This window comes from Amycolatopsis japonica (assembly GCF_000732925.1).
GTDB lineage: Bacteria > Actinomycetota > Actinomycetes > Mycobacteriales > Pseudonocardiaceae > Amycolatopsis > Amycolatopsis japonica.
Window position 1 is genome coordinate 8,550,216 of the sequence record NZ_CP008953.1, and the last position, 19,927, is coordinate 8,570,142.

Here is a 19,927-nt window from a genome sequence, read left to right on the forward strand (position 1 = left end):
TCACATCATATATCAGATCGGACATGCCAGTGACCTCACGGTTCGACGAGCGGAAACGGCGGCTGTCCGGGGTCGTGGCCATCCCGGTGACCCCGTTCGACGCCGGCGGCGCCGTGGATTCCGAGGCCTACGGGCACCTCGTCGACCGCGTGATCAGCGCCGGCGTCGACGTCGTGACGCCGAACGGGAACACCGGCGAGTTCTACGCGCTGGACGAGACCGAGGCGCGGCACTGCCTCGAAGTGACGGTCAAGGCCGCGGCGGGGCGGGCGAGTGTGGTCGCCGGGGTCGGGCACGACGTCCGGACGGCGATCGGCGCGGCCCGGCACGCCGGGGACGCGGGCGCCGGCCTGGTCATGATCCATCAGCCGGTGCATCCGTACGTCTCGGCGGAGGGCTGGGTCGAGTACCACCGCGCCATCGCGGCGGCGGTCCCGGAGCTGGGCGTCGTGCTGTACGTGCGCGACGCGCGCATCGAAGGCGAGCAGCTGGCCAGGCTCGCCGATGCCGCGGAGAACGTCATCGGCGTGAAGTACGCGGTGCCGGATCCGGTGCGCTTCGCCTCGGTGGCGCGGGGCGCGGGGATCGACCGTTTCGCGTGGATCGCCGGGCTGGCGGAGCTGTCGGCGCCGGGCTACTTCGCCGTCGGCGCGACCGGGTTCACCTCCGGGCTGGTGAACGTCGCGCCGTCGCTTTCGCTGGAGATGTTCCATGCGCTGCGAAACGGCGACTTCGCCGGGGCGATGGTGGTTTGGGAGCGGATCCGGCCTTTCGAGGAGCTGCGCGCCGCGGACGGCAACGCCAACAACGTGAGCGTGGTCAAGGAAGCGTTGGCACAGCTGGGTTTGTGCCGTCCCGACGTCCGGCCGCCGAGCCGCGCGCTGACCAGCGCGGAGCGAGAGCGGGTCTCCTCGGCGCTGGACGGCTGGGGCGTTTTCTGACCGTGTCCGCGCCCACTGGGGCGGGCGCGGACACGGTGACAGGTCAGAGGTCGTGGCCATCGACGATCGCGGCGTGGCCCTGATGGGCGCCTCGGGGCGCGCCGTGCGGCGCGGCGGGCGGCTGCTCACCGGCGAAGCCGGTGGGACCATGAGCGCGAAGAACGATGTCTGGCCGGTGCTCCTGTCTCCGATCGATTCTCGCGACCGGACGGAACCGGGGGAAATTTCCCTCGATGTCTTCGACTGTACGCCAGATCGTGCTGCTTTGGTGAATTGCTTCCGCTCCGCCGTCGTGGGACGCTGGAAGAAGACCACGGAGCGTCCGTGGCGTGTTGCGGTACCAGTGCCTCTTCTCGGCCGAACCAGACCCTTTCGGTGTCTTGAAACCCGTTGCTGGATTGCCCACCTTCACGAACCAGAACGGTGTGATCTCCCATGACCTCCACACAGACGAGGCAGGGCAGCGACTTCGCCGAACTGTCCAAATTGGTCAAGGAAGCAGGCCTCCTCGATCGGCGGCGCAAGTACTACGCGGTGAAGATCGCCTTGAACCTGCTCGCTTTCGCGGGCGGCTGGGTCGCCTTCGCACATCTCGGGGACTCCTGGTGGCAGCTGTTCATCGCCGCCTTCTTCGCGATGATGTTCACCCAGCTCTCCTTCATCGGCCACGACGCCGGGCACAAACAGATCTTCCGTGGCCGCAAGGCCAACGACATCACCGGTTTCGTCCACGGTGGACTGACCGGGCTGAGCTACGGCTGGTGGATCGGCACGCACAACCGCCATCACGCCAATCCCAACCACGAGGACGAGGATCCGGACGTCAACCTCGCCGCGCTCGTCTTCACCAAGGCGCAGGGCGCCGAGCGACGTGGTTTCCTGCGCTGGATGGCGAAATACCAGGCGTTCCTGTTCTTCCCGCTGCTGTTGCTGGAAGGCCTGAACCTGCACGTCTCGAGCGTGACGGCGATCTTCCAGCGCGGCTTCAAGCGGCGGAAGATCGAATCGGCGCTGATGCTGGCCCATGTCGCCGCGTACCTGACCGCGGTGTTCGTGGTCCTCTCGCCCGGTGTCGGCTTCGTCTTCATCGCCGTGCACCAGTGCCTTTGGGGCGTGTACATGGGCTGCTCGTTCGCCCCGAACCACAAGGGCATGCCGACGCTGTCGGCCGGTCACAAGCTCGACTTCCTGCGCAAGCAGGTGCTCACCTCGCGCAACGTGCGCGGCGGTCCGGTCGTGGATTTCGCGCTCGGCGGGCTCAACTACCAGATCGAGCACCACCTGTTCCCGAACATGGCGCGGCCGAACCTCAAGCACGCGCAGGTGATCGTGCGCGAGTTCTGCGCGAAGCACGGCATCGACTACGCCCAATGCGGCTGGGCGGCGTCCTACGGCTACGTGCTCCGGCATCTGCACGCGGTCGGGGCGCCGTTGCGCGGTCACCCGGTGGCGGCACGATGACCTCCGTCCAGTCCCTCGGCGACGTCGCCGAGCCGGCCGCCGACGACCGCTGCCCGGTCTGCCCGCATCCGCTGTCCTCGCACGACACGATCGCCCGCCGCTTCTGCACCGCGACCGCGGCAGGAGGGTTCAGCCGCGGCTGCACCTGCGCCACGAACCCCGAAACAACCGAATAGAGGATCACCATGAACGCCGACACCGTCCCCGTCTCCCGCTACGAGATCCGGGTCGACACCGTGAAGAAGATCGTCAACGAACACACCGACCTCGACAACGAGGCGGCGTTCGCGCTGGCCGTGCACATGGTGCGGGCGCTCGACACCGTCCCGGAACCCGTGCGCTGACCCTGTGGCCGGGGTTACTCGCGCGTTAACAAGGCGTCAGCGAGGCCTCGCGAAGCGTCAGGGAGACGTTGCCGCGGCGGCCGGGCCGGGTCGATCGGAGTTGTGCTGAGGAGGCACTGACCGATCGACGCGGAGGTAACCGTGACGCTCAGCGAGCTCCTGCCCAGCCTCGGCTGCGAGGCCGCCGACCACCTCGAACCCGGGATCTGGCCACGGAGCACCCGGCTCGGGCCCGGCGGGGAACTGCTGTTCGCGGGCGCGCCGGTGTCCCACCTCGCCGCGAGGTTCGGGACACCGGCGTACCTGCTCGACGAGGACGAGGTCCGGCAGAACGCCCGCGCGTACCGGAAGGCACTGCCCGACGCCGAGGTGGCGTACGCGAGCAAGGCCCTGTGCACCCGCGCGGTCCTGCGCTGGGTCGCCGAGGAAGGCCTTTCCCTCGACACCTGCTCGGCGGGTGAGATCGCGGTGGCACGATCGATCGGCTTCCCCGCCGAGCGGATCCTGCTGCACGGCAACGCGAAAACCCCCGAAGACCTCAAAGCCGCGTTGTCCTACGGCGTCCGCCGGATCGTGGTGGACTCGCTCGACGAGATCGAGCAGCTCGGCGCGCTGGCCACCGGCGCGCAGCAGGTGCTGATCCGCGTGACCCCCGACGTCGCCGCCGGCACGCACGCGGCGATCACCACCGGCACCGAAGGGCAGAAGTTCGGCTTCTCGCTGCGCGAGGAGGTCCGCGACAACCTCGGGCGTGCCGTGTCCGCCGTGCTCGCGCAGCCCGGGCTCCGCCTGGCCGGGCTGCATTGCCACATCGGTTCGCAGGTGTCACGGGTGGACTTCTACGAACTGGCCGCCCGCAAGATGATCGGGGTGCTCGTCGCACTCCGCGAGAGCAACGGTGTCACCCTGCGCGAACTGGATCTCGGCGGCGGGCACGCCGTGCGCTATCTGCCCGGCGACACGGGTTTCGACATCGACGGTTATGTGCGCCGTCTGCGTGTCGCGCTCGCGTACGAATGCACCTCGCACGGCTTCCCCCTGCCGAAGCTGACGATCGAACCCGGCCGCGCGATCGTCGGTCCGGCCGGGATCACCGTGTACCGGGTCTGCGCGGTGAAACGCGGCTCGCGCACTTTCGTCGCCGTCGACGGCGGGATGAGCGACAACGCGCGGCCGGCGCTCTACGGGGCGGCGTACACCGCGCGTCTGATCGGCAGGCGCAGCCGTTCCGCCCGTCGGCCGATGACGGTGGTCGGACGGCACTGCGAATCGGGCGACGTCCTCGCCGACGGGCTCTCGCTCCCCGACGACGTCCGCCCCGGCGATCTGCTCGCCGTCCCGTGCACCGGGGCATACCACCACTCGCTCGCGTCGAATTACAACCTCGTCGGCAGGCCGCCGGTGGTCGGCGTCTCCCGCGGCACCGCGACGCTGCTCGTCCGCCGCGAAACCGAGGAAGACCTGCTGAAACGCGACCTCGGCTGACGCGTCATCCGAAAACCTCGGCACCCGCCCTATCGCACGACAGAATCCTTCGCGCGAAGGCGCCGAGAAAGAGAATCACGACAAACAACTTAACGGCGGTAGCATTCTGGACACTTATCGATACGCTGCGCGACAAGAATCGCATGCCGAAACAAAGGGAGGGACGGCATGGGTGACGAACCACGCGCGCAGATGGAGCAGCGCACACCTAGAGGTTTGGACAATACCGATCGCACTCTGATCGCTCTACTGCAAGTCGACGGGCGGGCCTCGTTCACGGCCTTGGCCAAGGCCGTCGGGCTGTCGGAGGGCGCCGTGCGGCAGCGCGTCCAGCGGCTGCTGCGGGACGAGACGATGCAGATCGTCGCGGTCACGGATCCGGCGAACGTCGGGCTCGGCCGTCAGGCGATGGTCGGGATCAAGGTGCAAGGCGATCCGCGGGCGGTCTCCGACCAGCTCTCCGGAATGCCGGACGTCCACTACGTCGTACTGACCGCGGGAGGCTACGACCTGCTCGCCGAGGTCGCCTGCCGGGACGACGAACACCTCTTGAGTGTGCTGAACGACGACATCCGGCCCATCCCGGGTGTCGTCAGCACGGAGACCTTGGTCTACTTGAAACTCGCAAAACAGACATATGCCTGGGGCAACCTGACCCGATGACAGCACGCCCCGCGCCATGAAAGGTCCCTTCCTCGCAAATTTCGCAAGGAAGGGACCTTTCATGGCACTCGCGGGAGGGGTCAGACGCAGTGCAGGTAAGCGTCGGGAGTCCGCCGCCCGGAATCAAGACCGCGGAGGACTTTCGGCAGCACCCCGCTGTACAGGACCCCGAGCCGCTGCGTCGCCCGCGTCAGCGCGACGTACAGCTCCGCCTCGCCGCTCGGGCCTTCCGCGAGGATCCGCTCCGGCTCGACCACCAGGACGGCGTCGTACTCCAGCCCCTTCGTCGCGGACGGCGCGATCGCGCCGGGCACTCCCGGCGGCCCGATGACGACCGACGTCCCCTCTCGTCCCGCCTCTTCGCGGACGAACTCGGCGACGGCGTCCTCGATGTCCACTTCGGACAGTCGACGCGCCCACGGGCGAATTCCGCACGAGCGCACCGATTCCGGCGGCACGACATCCGGCGCGAAACTCGCCAGCAATGACGCCGCCACCGCCATGATCTCCGACGGCGTCCGGTAGTTGACGGTCAGTTTCCGGTACACCCATCGATCGGCGACGTACCGGGACAGCATCGCGTCCCACGACCGCGCGCCGGACGGCGACCGGCGCTGCGCCAGATCCCCGACGACGGTGAAAGACCGGCTGGGACAGCGCCGCATCAGGACTCGCCAGTCCATTTCGGACAGTTCCTGTGCCTCGTCGACGACCACGTGCCCATAGGTCCATTCCCGGTCGGCGGCGGCGCGTTCCGCGAGATCCCGCTCGTCGCGTTCGGCGAACCGGTCCGCCAGTTCCTCCGCCATCAGCACGTCCGTCGGCCGCAGTGCGAACTCGTAGTCGTCGTGGTCGTCTTCGACCTCCACGATTTCCAGCACCCGCTCGGCGTATTCCTTGCGCGCCAGCCGCCGCCGTTCCTCCGCCCGGCGCTCGGCGGTGCGGTCCCGGCCGAGCAGTTCGACGGCTTCGTCCAGCAACGGCACGTCGGACACCGTCCACGCGTCCGCGTCCTCACGGAACAGCGCCGGATCGGCCCCGGCGGCCTGCAACCGCTCCGGCGACGCGTAGAGGTCGGCGAGCAGCCGCTGCGGCGTCAGCGACGGCCAGAGCCGATCGAGCACCGCGCCGAGCTCCTCGCTCGCTTCCAGGTCCCGGCGGGCGTGCTCGAGCATCTCCGGACGGGTGTGCCGATCGTCCTCCGGGAGCCAGCCCGCGCCGATCCGGTCGACCGCGCGCACGGCGAGCGCGGCGATCACCGTGCGTTCGAAGACGGCCTTGGCCTCGTTGTGCAGCAGGCCGCTCTCCCTGGCCACCTCGCGCGCGGCGGCCGCGATCCCGGCGTCCAACGGCACGGTGACGTCGTCGAGCTCGATCGACTCCGGTTCGGCGGGCAGTTCCTGCCGGTCCGCCACCGCGGCCGCGAGCACGTCCAGGATCGCCAGCGAACCCTTGATCCGCTGGACCGCCGGCGGGTCCTCACGTTCGGCGCGCAGACCGGCGACGAGGTCGCCGGGTGTCGCGAAGACGGCGCTGGTCTCGCCGAGCGACGGCAGGACCCGGCCGATGTGGTCGAGGAAGCCGCTGCTGGGCCCGACCACGAGCACGCCGCGGCGTTCCATGCGCTCCCGTTTCGTGTACAGCAGGTACGCCACGCGATGCAGCGCCACCGCCGTCTTGCCGGTGCCGGGACCGCCTTCCACGACGACGACCCCCGGGTGATCGAGCCGGATGATCTCGTCCTGCTCGGCTTGGATCGTCGCGACAATGTCCCGCATCCCCTCGCCGCGTGGCGCGTTGACCGCGGCCAGCAGCGCGACGTCACCCCGTTCCCCCGCCGTTCCCGGACGGCCGAAGACCTCGTCGGTGAAGTCGAGGACCTCGCGCCCGAGGGTGCGGAATTGACGGCGCCTCGCCATTCCTTCCGGCGACGCGCCGGTCGCGCAGTAAAACGCGCGCGACGCCGGCGCACGCCAATCCAGCACCAAGGGTTCGTAGTCGTTCTCTTCGTCGAAAAGGCCGATCCGGCCGACGTACGAACGTTCTCCCGAAAGGGCGTCCAAACGGCCGAAACAAAGACCCTCGTCGGCGACCTTCAGCCTGGCCATCTCGCGAGCCTTCGCACCGACGGACACCTCGCGGTCGGACAGCGCGAAGCCTTCTCCGCGCAGTGCACCGGCATACGCCTCGCTCACGCGCACGCGTTCGGTGTCCAGCCGCCCGTAGAGCGACGCCACGTACTGCCGCTCGGATCGCAATTCCTCGTCGTACCCCTGATTTGACAAGTTCCCCTCACAGCGGTTAGACTGACAACACATTCGGCGTACTGATCAGTGAATCTGAATCAGGCGCCGATTTTTTATTGTCCCCCGCTTGTCAAGAGACCCCCCGCATTCCCCCGGAAACGACCGTGCGCGATAATGGGGACGGTCGTCCACCATTACCGCGCACGATCCGCGCGAAACTCAGCCGAGCATGAACTCACGGGGGTCCAGCGCCCTGCCCACCACGCGCACGTCGCCGAGCCAGCCGTGGAACGCCTGCTCGACGATCGAGTCATAGGCGTAGGCGCCGATCAGCCACGAGCCGCCGGGGTTCGCGATCCCCGCCGCCGGCGTCTTCGGGTTCCTCAGCACCGGGCAACCGTCGACGTAGAGCGTCGTCCGCCTGCCGTCGTTGACGGCCGCGACGTGGATCCATTCCCGCAACGCCAGTTCGTGCCCCCAGCAGGTGGAGATCCCGTTCTGGTTCACCGGGAACACCGCCCACTGGAACGCGGCACCGTCCGAAAGGGACAGTGTGGCCGACGGCTCGCCGGGATCGTCGCCGGTCTTGCCCGCCTTGCCGCCCGAGCCTTGCCTGCCGAAGATCGCGGCCCAGGAGTGCTTGCCGTCCTTGAAATCCTCGGGCAGTTTCACGAACGCCTCGACGGTGTAGCCGCGGGCGAACGTCTCCGCGTTCATCGGCGCGGAGTCCGCCGTGCGCAGATACCCGCCGCGAGCCGGTTTCTTGCCGCCGTCGAACCGGAGACTCGACCTCGACGGCTGCCGCGTGGAGAACTCGCCGGAGAACCGCAACGCCTCGGGCGCGCTCCCGGGCAGGGTCACGCGGACCAGGTCGTTGCCCCGGCCCGAAAGGTCACGGACTCTGTCGACAGGCGCGCCGTCACGGCCCTCGAACCGCCAGTACGCCACGGTCCCGCGGATCAGCTGGCGTTCCGCCGGCCGCGCGGGCGGGACCGGGACCGGCGCGAAACCGGCGAACCTCGACTCGAAGTCGATCTCCAGGCTGAAGTAGTCCGCCGGACCGGTGCGTTCGATCTCCTGCCGCTGCAGTTCGTTCAGCCGCGGCGCCTGGTCGGCGAGCCACGGCGAGACCGTGCGGACGTCGATCACGTTGCGCGCGAGGTCGAACCGGTAGAGCCGGATCATCGCGCTGCCGCCGTAGTACCGGTCCTGGTAGTTGGTGATGTGCAGATGGACGTCGTGGCCCGCCTTGTTCTGCTTCACCGTGCGGCCCGGCGGCCAGTAGTGCCCGTTGAGCGTCAGGAAGATCTGGTCGTTCCCGGCGACCAGTTCGTCCCACACCTTCTGCCCGAACTCGGAAAGCCGCGCCTGCCCGGCCTCGTCGGCCCATACCAATTCATGGATGGTCAGGATCGCCGGAAGCCGCGGATTCCGCGCCAGCACCGACCGCGCCCACTCCAGCCCGCCCGCCGACGGCCGCCAGTCGAGCGCGAGCAGCAGCCACTCACGCCCACCGGCACGGAACACGTGGTGGCTGTTGTAGCCGTCCGGGCTCGCGCCGCGGAAGGTCCGCGAACCGCGCTGCCGCTGCGGCCCGAAGGCGTCGAGGTACGGCGTGCGGCCGCGCTGGTCGTCGGTCGAGGATTTGATGTCGTGGTTGCCTGCCAGCGTGCTGTACGGGAACCGGCGCCGGTCCAGGTGCTGGAAGGACCGGCTGATCTGGTCGAACTCGCCCGGCTGCCCGTTCTCGGTGAGGTCGCCGAGATGCGCCAGGAAGACGATGTTCTCGTCGCCGCCGGTGACGTACCGCAGCGTGGCGTCCAACGGCGCGGGGTCGCCGCGATCGGCGTCGAAGAGGTACTGGGTGTCGGGCAGGACCGCGAGGGTGAAGCGGCCGTCTTCGGTGTCCGGGCCGCGACCGAAGGCCGCCGAGGCGGCGGGGGCACCGAGCGCGGGTAACGCGGAGACCGCCGCACCGGCGCCGAGCAGGCCCGCGCCGCGCAGGAAGGTCCGTCTGGATGAGTCGTTCACGGCCGCAACCTACGGTCGCGGAGGCAACGCGTCCCGAACCGCGGATGAACACTTGCCCCGCTCGGTAGCTTCGTCCCATGGGGAACGTCAAACGCTGGCCCGTGCTCGCCGGGGTCGGTGTGGTGGTGGCCGCGGCAGGCTGGTGGATCGTGGACGAGATGCCGACGGTGGACGACGCCGTCGCCCGGGAGGCGCTGCCGCCGATCGACGAGCATCTGCGCGCGTGGACGACGGCGGCCGCCCACTCCGACGACCCGGACGTCCGCTGGGTGTGCACGCAGAAGGTGATCGAGACCAGGCCGGACGGCGACCGGGTCAAGATCGGCCTGGTCGCGAGCTGCGACGAGGTCGCGAAAGAGGGCGGCGGGCTCGTCACGCGCAGCGGATTCCGGCGGCAGGCGATGGTCTACCGCGTGGAACGGACCCCCGGCGGGTTCCGCGTGCTCGACCGGAAGTTCGCGGAGGACGGCGCCGGCTACTCACGTTCGGTCAAGGAGATGTTCTCCTGGGTCGGCGCCCGCCGGGTACTCGACGGCGCGAGCCCGGACGATCCGAAGTCCGTGTCGGCCGCCGCTTTCGGCCTGCCCGAAAGCACGCCGGTGCGCACCGGGCGGTGATCAGTCGCCGTTGCGGTCGATCTTCTTCGGCACGACGAACCACATGACGACGAACAGCACCGCCGACACCACGCCGAGGATCGTCATCGCGATCGGGCCGTAGACGACCTTGGCGATGAGCGCGACGGTCGTGGTGATGGCGGCCGCCAGGCAGGCGAGGCCCGCCAGCACGGAACGGTTGCCGACGGTGAGGATCCGCTCACGGTTCCCGGTGCGGAACAGCAGCCGGTGCCACGCGGCGGGCGCCGTCAGCAGGACCGTCGAACAGACCGTGAGCAGGACCGCCGTCAGGTGGACGGCCTTCTCGAACCCGCTCGCCTCGTGGAACTCGTCGGTGAACACCACCGTGAGCAGGAAACCGAAGAGGATCTGGACACCGGCCTGCGCGACCCGCAGCTCCTGCAGGAGCTCACTGACGTTGCGGGTCAGGCGTTCGTTCTTCGTCTCGCCGGTGTGCTCGACCATGCGGCGGCTCCAAGACCATCGGTTGACGCCTGACCTTTTCATGCCAGCCGAGCGACGTGACCGACACGACCACCACGGCGAGGCCCAGCCACTGAGTACCCGACAAATCGGCGTTCAAGCACAATACGCCGATCACGGCCGCGGTGACCGGGAACGCGAGCTCGGCCAGCGTCGCCCTGGCGGCCGGAGTCGACCGCAGGCCCAGGTAGTACAGGCTCAGCGCCAGCAGGCCGGGGACGAAGGCGAGCAGGCCGAGCCCGAGCGCGTTGTCCCAACCGACCGCGAACTCGCCGCCCTGGTAGGCCACGATGCCCGCCGCGACCGGGAGTCCGACGGTGAAGCGCAGGGTGGTGACCTCCTTCGGCGCCAGTTCGGTGGAGAGCAGCCGTCCGAGCACCGTGCCCGCCGCCCACAACGCGGCCGCGCCGATCGCCAGCAGCGCCGCCTTGGCCGCGGCGAGCTGGATGTTCAGCGGATCCTTGAACGCCAGCAGCCAGGCGCCGAGCAGCGCCGGGATCGCGAAGAAGGCGTAACCGGGGCGGACCCGCTCACGGAGGACGAAATACGCCGCCAGCACGGCGAACACCGGCTGGAGCTTCTGCAGGACCAGCGGCGTCACCGGGTCGCCCAGTTTGAAGGCCGCGGTGAACATCGCGGTCGCGAGCGCGGAGGATCCGCCGCCGATGGCGAGCACCGCCAGCCATTCCCGCGGCCCGGTCCGGCGCAGCGCGCGGAAAGCGCCGGGAATGAAGGGACTCAGCACGAGCACCACCAGCAGGTGCTCCCAGAAGACCACCGTGGCCGCCGGAAGCGCCTCGGCCAGCGGAAGCCGAAGAAGCCCGTCGGTACCCCAAAGCGCGGCGGCGACCGCGACCAGCCAGGTGCGATCCGGAGGGTTGCTACTCACTTTTCCTGCCCATAGTTTGAGAATGATCGCCCGACGGAGTGACCGCTCTGGCGTGTCCGATTCGTGCCGACTAGGCAAGGGGCATGCGCCCCGTCCCCGCACTCGCCCTCGTCCTGTCCGCGGCCGCCTTGGCCCTGACCGCCGGCGCCGGGCCGGCCACCGCCGTCCCCGGCTCCCGGGTCCACGTGATCACCGCCAAGAGCGGCTTGACCATCTACAAGCCCGACCTGGTGCCACCCGGTGCCCGCGCGCACGTCTTCGGGTTGACGTCCAAGGCCCATGGCACGTCGACCGCGGTCCTCGTGACCGGCCTGCTGCCCAACCGCGAATACGGCGCCCACGCGCACACGAAGCCGTGCGGCGCCACCGGTGATCTCGCCGGCCCGCACTACCAGAACGTCGAAGACCCGGTGAAGCCGTCGGTGGACCCGGCCTATGCCAACCCCCGCAACGAGATCTGGCTCGACCTCACCTCCGACGCCACCGGCCGCGGCGTCGCCGTGTCCAAAGTGGACTGGACGTTCACCGACCGGCGCGCGAACTCGATCGTGATCCACGAAACGCATACGCACACCGACCCGGGCCACGCCGGGACCGCGGGGGCCCGGCTGGCCTGTGTGACGGTCGGTTTCTAAAAACCCCAGGTACGTTCGGGCCGGATCCTGATCCGGACGCTGTACTCCCGGTCGAACTTCGGGACGTCGTAGTCGATCGCCGGGTAGTGCTTCTCGTACTTGGCGAGGAAGCCCGGCTGCTCCGACGCGAGACCGTCCGGCAGGATCTCGGCCTTGCCGCCGATCACCAGGATCGAGCCCCCGTGCTCGTCGCTGTTGAAGTGGAGGCTGACCTCGGAGTTGGCTTCGATGTGGCGGGTCTTCGCCGTGTCCGGCTGGCTGAAGACGATGAAATCGTCACCGTCGAGCACGAACCACACCGGGCGGGGCGAAGGGCGTCCCTTCGGGCTGATCGTGGTCAGCCAGGCGACGTTCTCCTTCGCCCGCTCGGCGAGCCGCGGATCGGGTTGGTAGGTCATGAACCGACCAACCACGATCCCGCGGCTTTTCTTCCACGTCCGCTCAGCGAGACGCGACGAGCTTCGCGTACCGCGTCCCCGCGCCGAGCAGCACCAGACCGGCGATGAGGAACGCGGCGACCCTGGCCAGACCGTCGAGCGCGGAGAGGTCGAACAGGACCAGCTTCAGCACCGCGGCGCCGACCAGCACGAACCCGATCACCCGCAGGTTGACCGCCGAGATGCCGCGGATGAGCAGGACCAGCGCGGCGACCGTCCACGACACCGTGATCACCACGTGGCCGACGAGGAAACCCGACCGGCCGGGAACGGACAGGAGCGCGCCGCACAACACCAGCGCGCCCGCGCCGTAGAGCCCGCAGACCCCGGCGAGGAGCCACGGCACCACGTTCTCGGCCGCGGCCTTGAACAGCCCCAGGCGGTGTGAGACCCACGGAAGCGTGATCGAGGCGGCCAAGATCGCCAGGGCCACCAGGAACGCGGCGGCGAGGTCGGCGTCCGGACGGTTGCGGACCAGGAAGAACAGCGTCGGCGGGACGTCGAGGACCAGCGCGATCATGCCTCCGATGACGGCGAAGCCGAGGCCTCCGAAGAGCGCGACGTGCTTCTTCGTCCACAGCGCGACCAGGGCCAGCAGAACCGCTTCGCCGATGAGGATCCCCGAACGGGCACTGCCGTCGAAGAGCGTCATCGTCGTCTGCAGGGCCGCGACGAGCCCGGCGGCGCCCGCGAGCTCACCCGTCCAACCGTCGAGCCACTGCCCGACGGCCCACACCGCGAGCAGCACCAGCGCGACCGAGGCGGTGACGAGCACGGCCTGGGTCTTCGGCAGGAACAGCGCGGCGAGCAACGACGGGGCGGGGGCGACGGCGAGCAGGGCGAGCCCGGCGGCGTCTCCCGGCCGCTTGAGGGTGACGATCAAGGCCAGCGCGAGAGCGGTGCCGCCCGCGGCCAGCGCGGCGGCGGTGTTGGCCGTGCTGCCGCCGAAGCCGACGAAGGCCGTGCTGCAGACCGAGGCGAGCAGCGGCGGGATCCCGGCCGCGACCGCGACCGACGGCCAGGACTGGCGCAGCTGCACCGGCGTCGAAGCGATCTGGACGACAAGAAGGAACGCGACCAGCTGCGGGGTGAACCCCTGCGTGATGATGGGCGCGCAGATCACGCAGCCGAGCACGACGGCCGTCGCGAGCAGCGACGACTCCCACCGCACGGCCAGCAGCAACCCGCAGACCGCGATCACGAGCCCGATCGCTAGACCGGCGTAGGCCGGGAGGTACTCGTACATCGTCGTCGCGGCGATGGCGTCGAGGTACAGCGCGCCGATCCCGGTCGCGGCGAGCGCGAACGCACCCGTGCGGCCCGCCGGCGTGCGGTGAAGGCGGAGGCCGATCCCGACCAGCGCCGCGCCGAGCACGGCGCCGCCGATCACCCGCGGCACCGGGCCGAACCAGCCACGCTGGATCGCGAGCACGAGGAACAGCACGATGCCGAGCAACGTGACCGCGCCGCCGATCCAGGCCAGCAGCCTGCTGCCGGCGCCCTCCTTGCCCAGCTTCTCGGCGAGTGACACCTTCGGGGCGGGCTGGTAGGGGCGGTAGGGCTGCTGCGGCTGCTGGTACTGCTGACGGTATTGCTGCTGCCATTGGTGCTGCCACTGCGCGTACTGGGCCTGCTGATGCTGCTGGTGGTACTGGGCCTGGTACTGAGGGTGCTGCGGGTGGGTGAAGTAGCGCGGGTACGGCTGCTGGGGCACGTGGGGCTGCTGCGGCTGGCCCTGATGCGGCACCTGGGGCTGTTGCGGCTGTTCGGCCTGCGGCTGCTGCGGCTGGTCAGCCTGCTGCGGCTGCTCTGTCTGCTCGGCCTGCGGTGCCGTGGCCTGCTCTTCCTGCTGCTCGGCGGGCTTCTCCGCCTGCTCAGGCGCCTCTTCGGGCTTCGGCTCAGCCTCGGACCGGACGGTCCGCAGCTCGGTGCCGACCCGCGCGAGGCGGGCCCCAAGGTCGTCGATCTCCCCGGCGAGCCTGAGGAGCACATCCCCATCGGTGGTCATGGCGATCAGCATGCGGCCTGACGCCCGCCGAGGGATCCGTAGCACTACTCAATCGTGATGACGATGTGGTCGCGACCTGCAAGATCATCGCGATCCGGCCCACACCCGGAGTGCCCGCAAGAGGTCGATGTACCGGTCCGTGGATCAGCCGCGATGCGCGACCGCAACGAAATGTCCTTTTCCATCCCATCTCGGGAGATGTCTACCCCGGCCTTGACACTTGCGTCTACCCCTCCCTAGACATACGCTGTGAGAAGACGAGAGGTCATCAAGAGGATCGCCGTCGCCGCCAGGCGGCAACGCGCGACGTGGATCCTGGAACGGGAAGGCGCCAACCACACCATCTACTCCTTGAACGGTGTGGTGGTGCCCATTCCGCGCCATACCGAACTGGGCGAGATCTTCGCCGTCGACATCTTCAAGGAATGCGAGGGTGTCCTCGGGAAAGGATGGTGGAAGAAGTGAAGACCTATCACGCCGAAGTCACTCGCGATGGCAGGTTCTGGCTCATCCGTGTCCGCGAGATCGACCGCTCGACCCAGGCTCTCCGCTACAAGGACGTCGTGACGATGGCCAACGAGCTCATCGAGATCATGGACGGCGTCAAGGAGGACGAGTACGACCTACATCTCGAAGTACACCTGCCGAGTTCGGTGAAGGACCATCAAGCCCGCGCCGAGGTCCTGCGCGAAGAGGCTCAGCGCAAACAGGCCGAAGCGGCCGCAGAACACCGTGCGGCGGTTCAAGAACTGCTTGCTCTTGGCGTTTCACAACGCGAAGCGGGTGAAGTGCTCGGCATGTCCTTCCAGCGAGTCAGCCAGTTGGCGAAGTCGTCCTGACAGGACGCCGTCCCCTACGCCACGCGGCGTGCCGCTGATCTGCCGATGGTCGCGCACGGATCACTCACGCCCGGCGACGATGTCACGGAGCACTGTGTGGATTTTGGGACATCTGACGTCCCAAAATCCACACGGTCACCGCAGGGAGCAAACGTCAGACCCGGGCGCCGGAAGTTTCTCCATACTGGGTGGATGAACCCCGGCGAAACGCTCCTCAGCACGTCGCGCACCTTCCAACTGTGGCGATACGGCGCAGGGCACTCACAGTTGATCCTCCGGTCCGGGTTCAGGCCGCAGGCCGATCCTGTCGAACTTCTCTTCGAAGGCGTCCGGTCGGTGCGCTTCGAGAACCTTCACTTCCCCGAACTGACCGTATGGAGAGACGAAGACGAAGTCATCGAGACCGAGAAGTACCGCATGTACAACCTGCGGATCGAATTGAGATCCCCGAAGCACACAGGCGTGATCACCGCCGGTCGCATGACCTACATCGACGGGACCTACACCGACGGCACGATCAAATGGTGGGTGACCTCCCCGCGCGGCGAGGAAATCGGCGGCGGAGCCCGGCCCACCTGCGAGTGACAGACACCACAGGCGACAATGGAGGACGTGACAGCCACCTTGAGCAAGCCCAGCCTGAAGATCGGCCCCTACGAGGTCGATCCGCCGGTCGTGCTCGCTCCCATGGCGGGTATCACCAACGTCGCGTTCCGGCAGCTGTGCCAGGAGTACGGCGCCGGCATCTACGTCTGCGAGATGATCACCGCCCGCGCGGTGGTCGAACGGCATCCCGGCACCATGCACATGATGACCTTCGGCGAGAACGAAAAGCCCAGGTCCATGCAGCTTTACGGGGTCGACCCGAAGACCATGGCCGAGGCCGTCCGCATCATCACCGGTGAGGGGCTCGCCGACCACATCGACAGCAACTTCGGCTGCCCGGTGGCAAAGGTGACGCGCAAGGGCGGCGGCGCGGCGTTGCCGTTCAAGCGCAAGCTGTTCGCCGACATCGTGCGCGAGTCGGCGAAGGCCGCGGCCGAGGCGGGGGTGCCGTTCACGGTCAAGTTCCGGGTGGGCATCGACGACGACCACCTGACCTACCTCGACGCCGGGCGCATCGCCGAGGCGGAGGGCGCGGCGGCGGTCAGCCTGCACGCGCGCACCGCCGCGCAGCGTTACTCCGGCCAGGCCGACTGGACGAAGATCGCGGCGCTCAAGGAGGCCGTCACCAGCATCCCGGTGCTCGGCAACGGCGACATCTTCTCCGCCGAGGACGCGCTTCGCATGGTCGACGAGACCGGCTGCGACGGCGTCGTCGTCGGCCGCGGCTGCTTGGGCAGGCCGTGGCTGTTCGGTGAACTGGAGGCCGCCTTCGGCGGTCGCCCGCAGCCGACGCCGCCGAATCTCGGCGAGGTCGCGAAGGTGCTGCGCCGCCACACGGAACTGCTCGTCGAGCACGACGGCCACGACAAGGCCATGCGCGACATCCGCAAGCACATGGCTTGGTACTTCATGGGTTTCCCGGTCGGTTCGGAGCTGCGACGCGGTTTCGCGATGCTCTCCAGCATGGACCAGCTCGACGACCTGATCGCCAAGCTCGACCACGACGCGCCGTTCCCCACGGCGGCCACCGGTCCGCGCGGGCGGCAGGGTTCGCCCGGCAAGGTCACGCTGCCGCACGGCTGGCTCGACGACCCGGACGACGACTGCGTCCCCGAAGCCGAGGACATGCACTCGGGCGGCTGAAACGAAAAACGCTCCCGCCGGGCGGCGGGAGCGTTTCGTTCACGACTCAGGTTCCCCTGGTCTTGTAGGCGAACTTCCACTGGTCGTGGTCGACCTCGAAGCACCGCATGGTGATCGTGTAATACCGGGCCATGTTGCTCTGCTCGATGAGACACGCCTCGTAGGTCGGGTACGGCCCGAGATGACACCCCGGGTTGCCGTCACAGACCCCGAGCACCGAAACCGGTGCCTCCTGCGCGACCGCGACATTCGCCGCGGTGACACCGATTCCGCCCGCGAGCGCGACGGAAGCGGCGCCGACGGCGAGCCGGCGCCTCCAACTGTTCGACATGTGATACCCCAGTTTCCCCAGTGCGGCCGAAGATCGGCAGCGCGCTCATTAGACGATCAACGAACACTCGTCGTCAATCCCTTGCCGCTTGCCGGAAACCGGAGACCCGTAAAGTCGGCGTCGTGATCGAGCAGCTGAGCATCCCCACCGCGGCCGGTTCCTTCGACGCCATCACGGCGGGCCCCGAAGACGGCCGTCCCGTCCTGCTGCTGCACGGGTTTCCCGAGGCCGCGGTGGAGTGGGAGCACCAGGTCGCGACGCTCGGCGTGCTCGGTTATCGCGCGGTCGCCCCGGATCAGCGCGGATACTCGCCGGACGTCCGGCCGGAACAGGCCTCCGAGTACGGGATCGACGACCTCGTCGGTGACGTCATCGCGATCGCGGATCGCTTGGGGTGGAACGAATTCGATCTCGTCGGACACGACTGGGGCGGCGCGGTCGCGTGGTGGACGGCCGACGCGCATCCCGCCAGGCTCCGCAGTCTCGCCGTGATTTCGACGCCGCATCCGGCAGCACTGGCGGAGGCCATGAAGACCGACGAGGACCAGCATCTCCGTTCGGCGTACATGACCGAATGGCGGCAGACCCGCGTCACCGAACGGCGGATGCTCGAGAACAACGCCGACGCGCTGCGCCGCATGTTCGACTGGAAAGTGCCGCCGAGCAAGATCGACGAGTACATCCAGCGTCTGTCCGAGCCGGGCGCGCTGACCGCCGCGCTCAACTGGTACCGCGCCGGCCGTCCCGGCGGGAAGATCGGGCCGATCGAGGTTCCGACGCTCTACATCTGGAGCACCGAGGACGCCGCCTTCGGTTCGACGGCCGCGCTCGACACCGCGAACCGGGTCACCGGCCCGTACCGCTTCGAGATGATCGAGGACGTCTCTCACTGGGTCGTGGAGGAGGCTCCCGAGGCCGTCACATCTTTGCTCGTGGAGCACCTTTCATCCCACTAACAGGGGTAACTCTGGTCGCGGTACCGGTTACAGCGAGCCTGCTGGTTCAGTGGGTCCGATGAACAACATGACCGAAGTGGACACCGAACGCATCGTCTACGTCACCGAGGACGGCGAGCCGACCGGCGAAACCGCGCCCAAGCTGGCCGCGCACCACGAGCACACCCGGCTGCACCTGGCGTTCTCCTGCTATCTGTTGCGCGGGAGCGACCAGTCCCTGCTGATCACCAGCCGCGCCGCCACCAAGAAGGTGTGGCCTCGTGTGTGGACCAACAGTGTCTGCGGGCACCCCGCGCCGGGTGAACCGATCGAGGAGGCCGTCCGGCGCCGCGCCGCCTTCGAGCTCGGGCTGCCGCGGCTGAACGGGCTCCGGTGCGTCCTTCCGGCCTACCGTTATTCCACTCCGCCGTTCGAAGGCGTGGTCGAGAACGAGTTCTGCCCGGTCTTCGTCGCCTGGGTCGACGACGATCCGGAACCGCATCCCGACGAGGTCGGCGAGTGGCGCTGGCTGAGCTGGAACGATTACGCACTGTTGCTGAATGACGATGTGACTGACGTGAGTTACTGGGCGAAGGATCAGTTTTCGCAGCTCAAGGACACCGAGCCGTTTTCGTCCTTATGAAAAGACACTTCGGTGCGTGACAATGGCGCCGAACCGTCGTCCTCTTGAGCGATATTCACTTTGGCCCGTACTCATACCTCAAGAGATCCCTCCTATACGACGAAAACCAATTCGTGGCGGAGGTGAGCGTGGCAGCCGACGACGAGGCCGCGCTCCCACCGGGCGCGCCGACCACCGATCTGCTCAGTCTCCACGAGTCGATCGCCGGGGTATTGGCCACGCAGGGCGACTGGCGGCGCGCGTATCACCACCTCAAATCCGCCTTCGACCTCGCCAGGGCCGGCAGCCTGCGGGACACACTGACGTCCAGTTACAACCGCCGCTACCTCGACCAGTGGCTGCACGGCCCGGCCGTCGACCACCGCGGCCCGCCGGGCGTCGCGATCGCGCTGGTCGACCTCGACCTGTTCAAGGACGTCAACGACACTTTCGGGCATCTGGTGGGTGATCGGGTGCTCCGCGAGGTGGCCGACCTGCTGCAACAGGGACTTCCGCCGGAGGCGTTCTGCGCCCGCTACGGCGGCGAGGAGTTCGCGCTCGTCATCCCGGACGTCGACGCCGCCCGCGCCGTGCGCATCGCCGACACCGCCCGTATCCGGGTGGCCCGCCATCCGTGGCGCCGCATCCGCCCGGGCCTGTCGGTGACGATCAGCGTGGGGCTCGCGCACGAAAGCCGGATGGAGCCGGATCTCGCGGCCGAACCGGAACGGCAGTTGCGCAGTGCCGACACTTTGTTGTATATGGCGAAACGGGCGGGACGAAACAAAGTGGCCTATCAGGATAGGGAATCGTCGCGCACGATTCCGCATCCGATGAACACGGCGGAGTCCGCGGGCGCTTAGCCCACTCGCCGCCACTCACACAGTCAACCGTCGCACTCTGCGTAGCGGTTTCGCACCTTTTAACGCAGCTTTAACCACGACCGCTCACCCGATCGCATGGACCGTTCGGCGCTTCTCGGTACCTTGGGTGAAGAAAATTCCGGGATGGTTGTCGTCACGAACCTGAGGTGTCCGTACGATAACGAAAGAGCTTCGACGCCAGGCCTGAAAGGAGACCGAGTGCCCGACGAGCACCACACCCCGGGGACCGGTCGCCACAGCAACACCGACAGGAATGCCGGTGAGCGCGGCCGCCGGGCCCGACGCCGCTCGATGGACACCCACGGCGGGATCAGCGTTTCCGACGTC

General features: G+C 68.3%; 22 protein-coding genes. 15 read left to right on the top strand and 7 right to left on the bottom strand.

Annotation, left to right across the window (positions count from 1 at the left end):
- The first annotated feature begins 23 nt into the window (after nt 1-23).
- From AJAP_RS39750 to AJAP_RS39770, 6 genes are all read left to right on the top strand, one after another.
- A complete protein-coding gene (locus AJAP_RS39750) occupies nt 24-941 on the top strand; it encodes a dihydrodipicolinate synthase family protein (RefSeq protein ID WP_038521271.1) in 918 nt (305 codons plus the stop codon).
- Between the two features lie 435 nt (nt 942-1,376).
- Complete coding sequence (locus AJAP_RS39755) at nt 1,377-2,402, top strand: fatty acid desaturase family protein (protein WP_038521274.1); 1,026 nt, start codon at nt 1,377-1,379, stop codon at nt 2,400-2,402.
- The gene (locus AJAP_RS39760) at nt 2,399-2,578 is read left to right on the top strand and encodes an RGCVC family protein (protein ID WP_038521277.1); all 180 of its coding nucleotides are present in this window, start codon (nt 2,399-2,401) and stop codon (nt 2,576-2,578) included. Before AJAP_RS39755 ends, AJAP_RS39760 begins: the two co-directional genes overlap by 4 nt.
- A 9-nt stretch (nt 2,579-2,587) precedes the next feature.
- Nucleotides 2,588-2,746 carry a DUF6307 family protein gene (locus tag AJAP_RS44480; protein ID WP_167551730.1) on the top strand — a complete coding sequence of 53 codons (159 nt, stop codon included), beginning with the start codon at nt 2,588-2,590 and terminating at the stop codon, nt 2,744-2,746.
- Nucleotides 2,747-2,887: 141 nt separating this feature from the next.
- Complete coding sequence (gene lysA, locus AJAP_RS39765; RefSeq protein ID WP_038521279.1) at nt 2,888-4,231, top strand: diaminopimelate decarboxylase; 1,344 nt, start codon at nt 2,888-2,890, stop codon at nt 4,229-4,231.
- 168 nt (nt 4,232-4,399) lie between these two features.
- Nucleotides 4,400-4,894, top strand: coding sequence for an Lrp/AsnC family transcriptional regulator (locus tag AJAP_RS39770; protein WP_037334827.1), 495 nt, complete (start codon nt 4,400-4,402; stop codon nt 4,892-4,894).
- 80 nt (nt 4,895-4,974) lie between these two features.
- Here the strand turns inward: AJAP_RS39770 and helR are convergent, their stop codons facing one another.
- Nucleotides 4,975-7,179 (bottom strand): RNA polymerase recycling motor ATPase HelR, encoded by a 2,205-nt coding sequence (gene helR, locus AJAP_RS39775; RefSeq protein ID WP_267284121.1) that lies wholly within the window; start codon nt 7,177-7,179, stop codon nt 4,975-4,977.
- 180 nt (nt 7,180-7,359) lie between these two features.
- A complete protein-coding gene (locus AJAP_RS39780) occupies nt 7,360-9,171 on the bottom strand; it encodes a LamG-like jellyroll fold domain-containing protein (RefSeq protein ID WP_038521285.1) in 1,812 nt (603 codons plus the stop codon).
- A gap of 77 nt (nt 9,172-9,248) precedes the next feature.
- Here AJAP_RS39780 and AJAP_RS39785 point away from each other — a divergent pair, with 77 nt between their 5' ends.
- The gene (locus AJAP_RS39785) at nt 9,249-9,788 is read left to right on the top strand and encodes a hypothetical protein (RefSeq protein ID WP_038521288.1); all 540 of its coding nucleotides are present in this window, start codon (nt 9,249-9,251) and stop codon (nt 9,786-9,788) included.
- On the opposite strand, the gene AJAP_RS39790 is transcribed toward AJAP_RS39785, so the two are convergent.
- Together AJAP_RS39790 and AJAP_RS39795 are read right to left on the bottom strand one after the other, a co-directional pair.
- Nucleotides 9,789-10,253, bottom strand: a complete 465-nt coding sequence (locus AJAP_RS39790; RefSeq protein ID WP_038521290.1) for a DUF6328 family protein — start codon at nt 10,251-10,253, stop codon at nt 9,789-9,791. It lies immediately after the preceding gene.
- Nucleotides 10,198-11,160: a DMT family transporter gene (locus AJAP_RS39795; protein ID WP_038521291.1), complete on the bottom strand. Its 963-nt coding sequence runs from the start codon at nt 11,158-11,160 to the stop codon at nt 10,198-10,200. Before AJAP_RS39795 ends, AJAP_RS39790 begins: the two co-directional genes overlap by 56 nt.
- A gap of 83 nt (nt 11,161-11,243) precedes the next feature.
- On the opposite strand from AJAP_RS39795, the gene AJAP_RS39800 reads away from it, so the two are divergent.
- Nucleotides 11,244-11,795 carry a superoxide dismutase family protein gene (locus AJAP_RS39800; protein WP_038521295.1) on the top strand — a complete coding sequence of 184 codons (552 nt, stop codon included), beginning with the start codon at nt 11,244-11,246 and terminating at the stop codon, nt 11,793-11,795.
- Here the strand turns inward: AJAP_RS39800 and AJAP_RS39805 are convergent.
- Together AJAP_RS39805 and AJAP_RS39810 are read right to left on the bottom strand one after the other, a co-directional pair.
- A complete protein-coding gene (locus tag AJAP_RS39805; RefSeq protein WP_038521298.1) occupies nt 11,792-12,193 on the bottom strand; it encodes a TIGR03667 family PPOX class F420-dependent oxidoreductase in 402 nt (133 codons plus the stop codon). The two genes, AJAP_RS39800 and AJAP_RS39805, sit on opposite strands and share 4 nt — an antisense overlap.
- Nucleotides 12,194-12,236: 43 nt before the next feature.
- Entirely contained in the window at nt 12,237-14,252 is a 2,016-nt protein-coding gene (locus AJAP_RS39810) for a DUF2339 domain-containing protein (protein ID WP_038521301.1), read from the bottom strand.
- 237 nt (nt 14,253-14,489) lie between these two features.
- On the opposite strand from AJAP_RS39810, the gene AJAP_RS39815 reads away from it, so the two are divergent.
- The 4 genes from AJAP_RS39815 to dusB all read left to right on the top strand — a co-directional run bounded on the left by AJAP_RS39815 (nt 14,490) and on the right by dusB (nt 16,828).
- On the top strand, nt 14,490-14,705 hold the full coding sequence (locus tag AJAP_RS39815) for a hypothetical protein (protein ID WP_038521304.1): 216 nt from the start codon (nt 14,490-14,492) through the stop codon (nt 14,703-14,705).
- A complete protein-coding gene (locus AJAP_RS39820) occupies nt 14,702-15,079 on the top strand; it encodes a hypothetical protein (RefSeq protein ID WP_038524785.1) in 378 nt (125 codons plus the stop codon). Before AJAP_RS39815 ends, AJAP_RS39820 begins: the two co-directional genes overlap by 4 nt.
- A 336-nt stretch (nt 15,080-15,415) precedes the next feature.
- Nucleotides 15,416-15,664: a hypothetical protein gene (locus AJAP_RS43930; protein WP_143202455.1), complete on the top strand. Its 249-nt coding sequence runs from the start codon at nt 15,416-15,418 to the stop codon at nt 15,662-15,664.
- 18 nt (nt 15,665-15,682) lie between these two features.
- Nucleotides 15,683-16,828, top strand: a complete 1,146-nt coding sequence (gene dusB / locus AJAP_RS39830; protein ID WP_038521307.1) for a tRNA dihydrouridine synthase DusB — start codon at nt 15,683-15,685, stop codon at nt 16,826-16,828.
- Nucleotides 16,829-16,874: 46 nt separating this feature from the next.
- Here dusB and AJAP_RS39835 read toward each other — a convergent pair whose 3' ends face one another.
- Complete coding sequence (locus AJAP_RS39835; RefSeq protein ID WP_037334795.1) at nt 16,875-17,159, bottom strand: hypothetical protein; 285 nt, start codon at nt 17,157-17,159, stop codon at nt 16,875-16,877.
- A gap of 122 nt (nt 17,160-17,281) precedes the next feature.
- On the opposite strand from AJAP_RS39835, the gene AJAP_RS39840 reads away from it, so the two are divergent.
- From AJAP_RS39840 to AJAP_RS39850, 3 genes are all read left to right on the top strand, one after another.
- Entirely contained in the window at nt 17,282-18,115 is an 834-nt protein-coding gene (locus tag AJAP_RS39840) for an alpha/beta fold hydrolase (protein WP_038521310.1), read from the top strand.
- Between the two features lie 58 nt (nt 18,116-18,173).
- Nucleotides 18,174-18,737, top strand: coding sequence for an isopentenyl-diphosphate Delta-isomerase (gene idi, locus AJAP_RS39845; RefSeq protein WP_038521313.1), 564 nt, complete (start codon nt 18,174-18,176; stop codon nt 18,735-18,737).
- Between the two features lie 113 nt (nt 18,738-18,850).
- Nucleotides 18,851-19,579: a GGDEF domain-containing protein gene (locus AJAP_RS39850; RefSeq protein WP_038521315.1), complete on the top strand. Its 729-nt coding sequence runs from the start codon at nt 18,851-18,853 to the stop codon at nt 19,577-19,579.
- Nucleotides 19,580-19,927: the final 348 nt, after the last annotated feature.

Coding starts and splice junctions, on each gene's coding strand:
- AJAP_RS39750 (WP_038521271.1), top strand. CDS start 24: ATGCCAGTGACCTCACGGTTCGACGAGCGGAAACGGCGGCTGTCCGGG.
- AJAP_RS39755 (WP_038521274.1), top strand. CDS start 1,377: ATGACCTCCACACAGACGAGGCAGGGCAGCGACTTCGCCGAACTGTCC.
- AJAP_RS39760 (WP_038521277.1), top strand. CDS start 2,399: ATGACCTCCGTCCAGTCCCTCGGCGACGTCGCCGAGCCGGCCGCCGAC.
- AJAP_RS44480 (WP_167551730.1), top strand. CDS start 2,588: ATGAACGCCGACACCGTCCCCGTCTCCCGCTACGAGATCCGGGTCGAC.
- AJAP_RS39770 (WP_037334827.1), top strand. CDS start 4,400: ATGGGTGACGAACCACGCGCGCAGATGGAGCAGCGCACACCTAGAGGT.
- AJAP_RS39785 (WP_038521288.1), top strand. CDS start 9,249: ATGGGGAACGTCAAACGCTGGCCCGTGCTCGCCGGGGTCGGTGTGGTG.
- AJAP_RS39790 (WP_038521290.1), bottom strand. CDS start 10,253: ATGGTCGAGCACACCGGCGAGACGAAGAACGAACGCCTGACCCGCAAC.
- AJAP_RS39800 (WP_038521295.1), top strand. CDS start 11,244: ATGCGCCCCGTCCCCGCACTCGCCCTCGTCCTGTCCGCGGCCGCCTTG.
- AJAP_RS39805 (WP_038521298.1), bottom strand. CDS start 12,193: ATGACCTACCAACCCGATCCGCGGCTCGCCGAGCGGGCGAAGGAGAAC.
- AJAP_RS39810 (WP_038521301.1), bottom strand. CDS start 14,252: ATGCTGATCGCCATGACCACCGATGGGGATGTGCTCCTCAGGCTCGCC.
- dusB (WP_038521307.1), top strand. CDS start 15,683: ATGGAGGACGTGACAGCCACCTTGAGCAAGCCCAGCCTGAAGATCGGC.
- AJAP_RS39835 (WP_037334795.1), bottom strand. CDS start 17,159: ATGTCGAACAGTTGGAGGCGCCGGCTCGCCGTCGGCGCCGCTTCCGTC.
- idi (WP_038521313.1), top strand. CDS start 18,174: ATGAACAACATGACCGAAGTGGACACCGAACGCATCGTCTACGTCACC.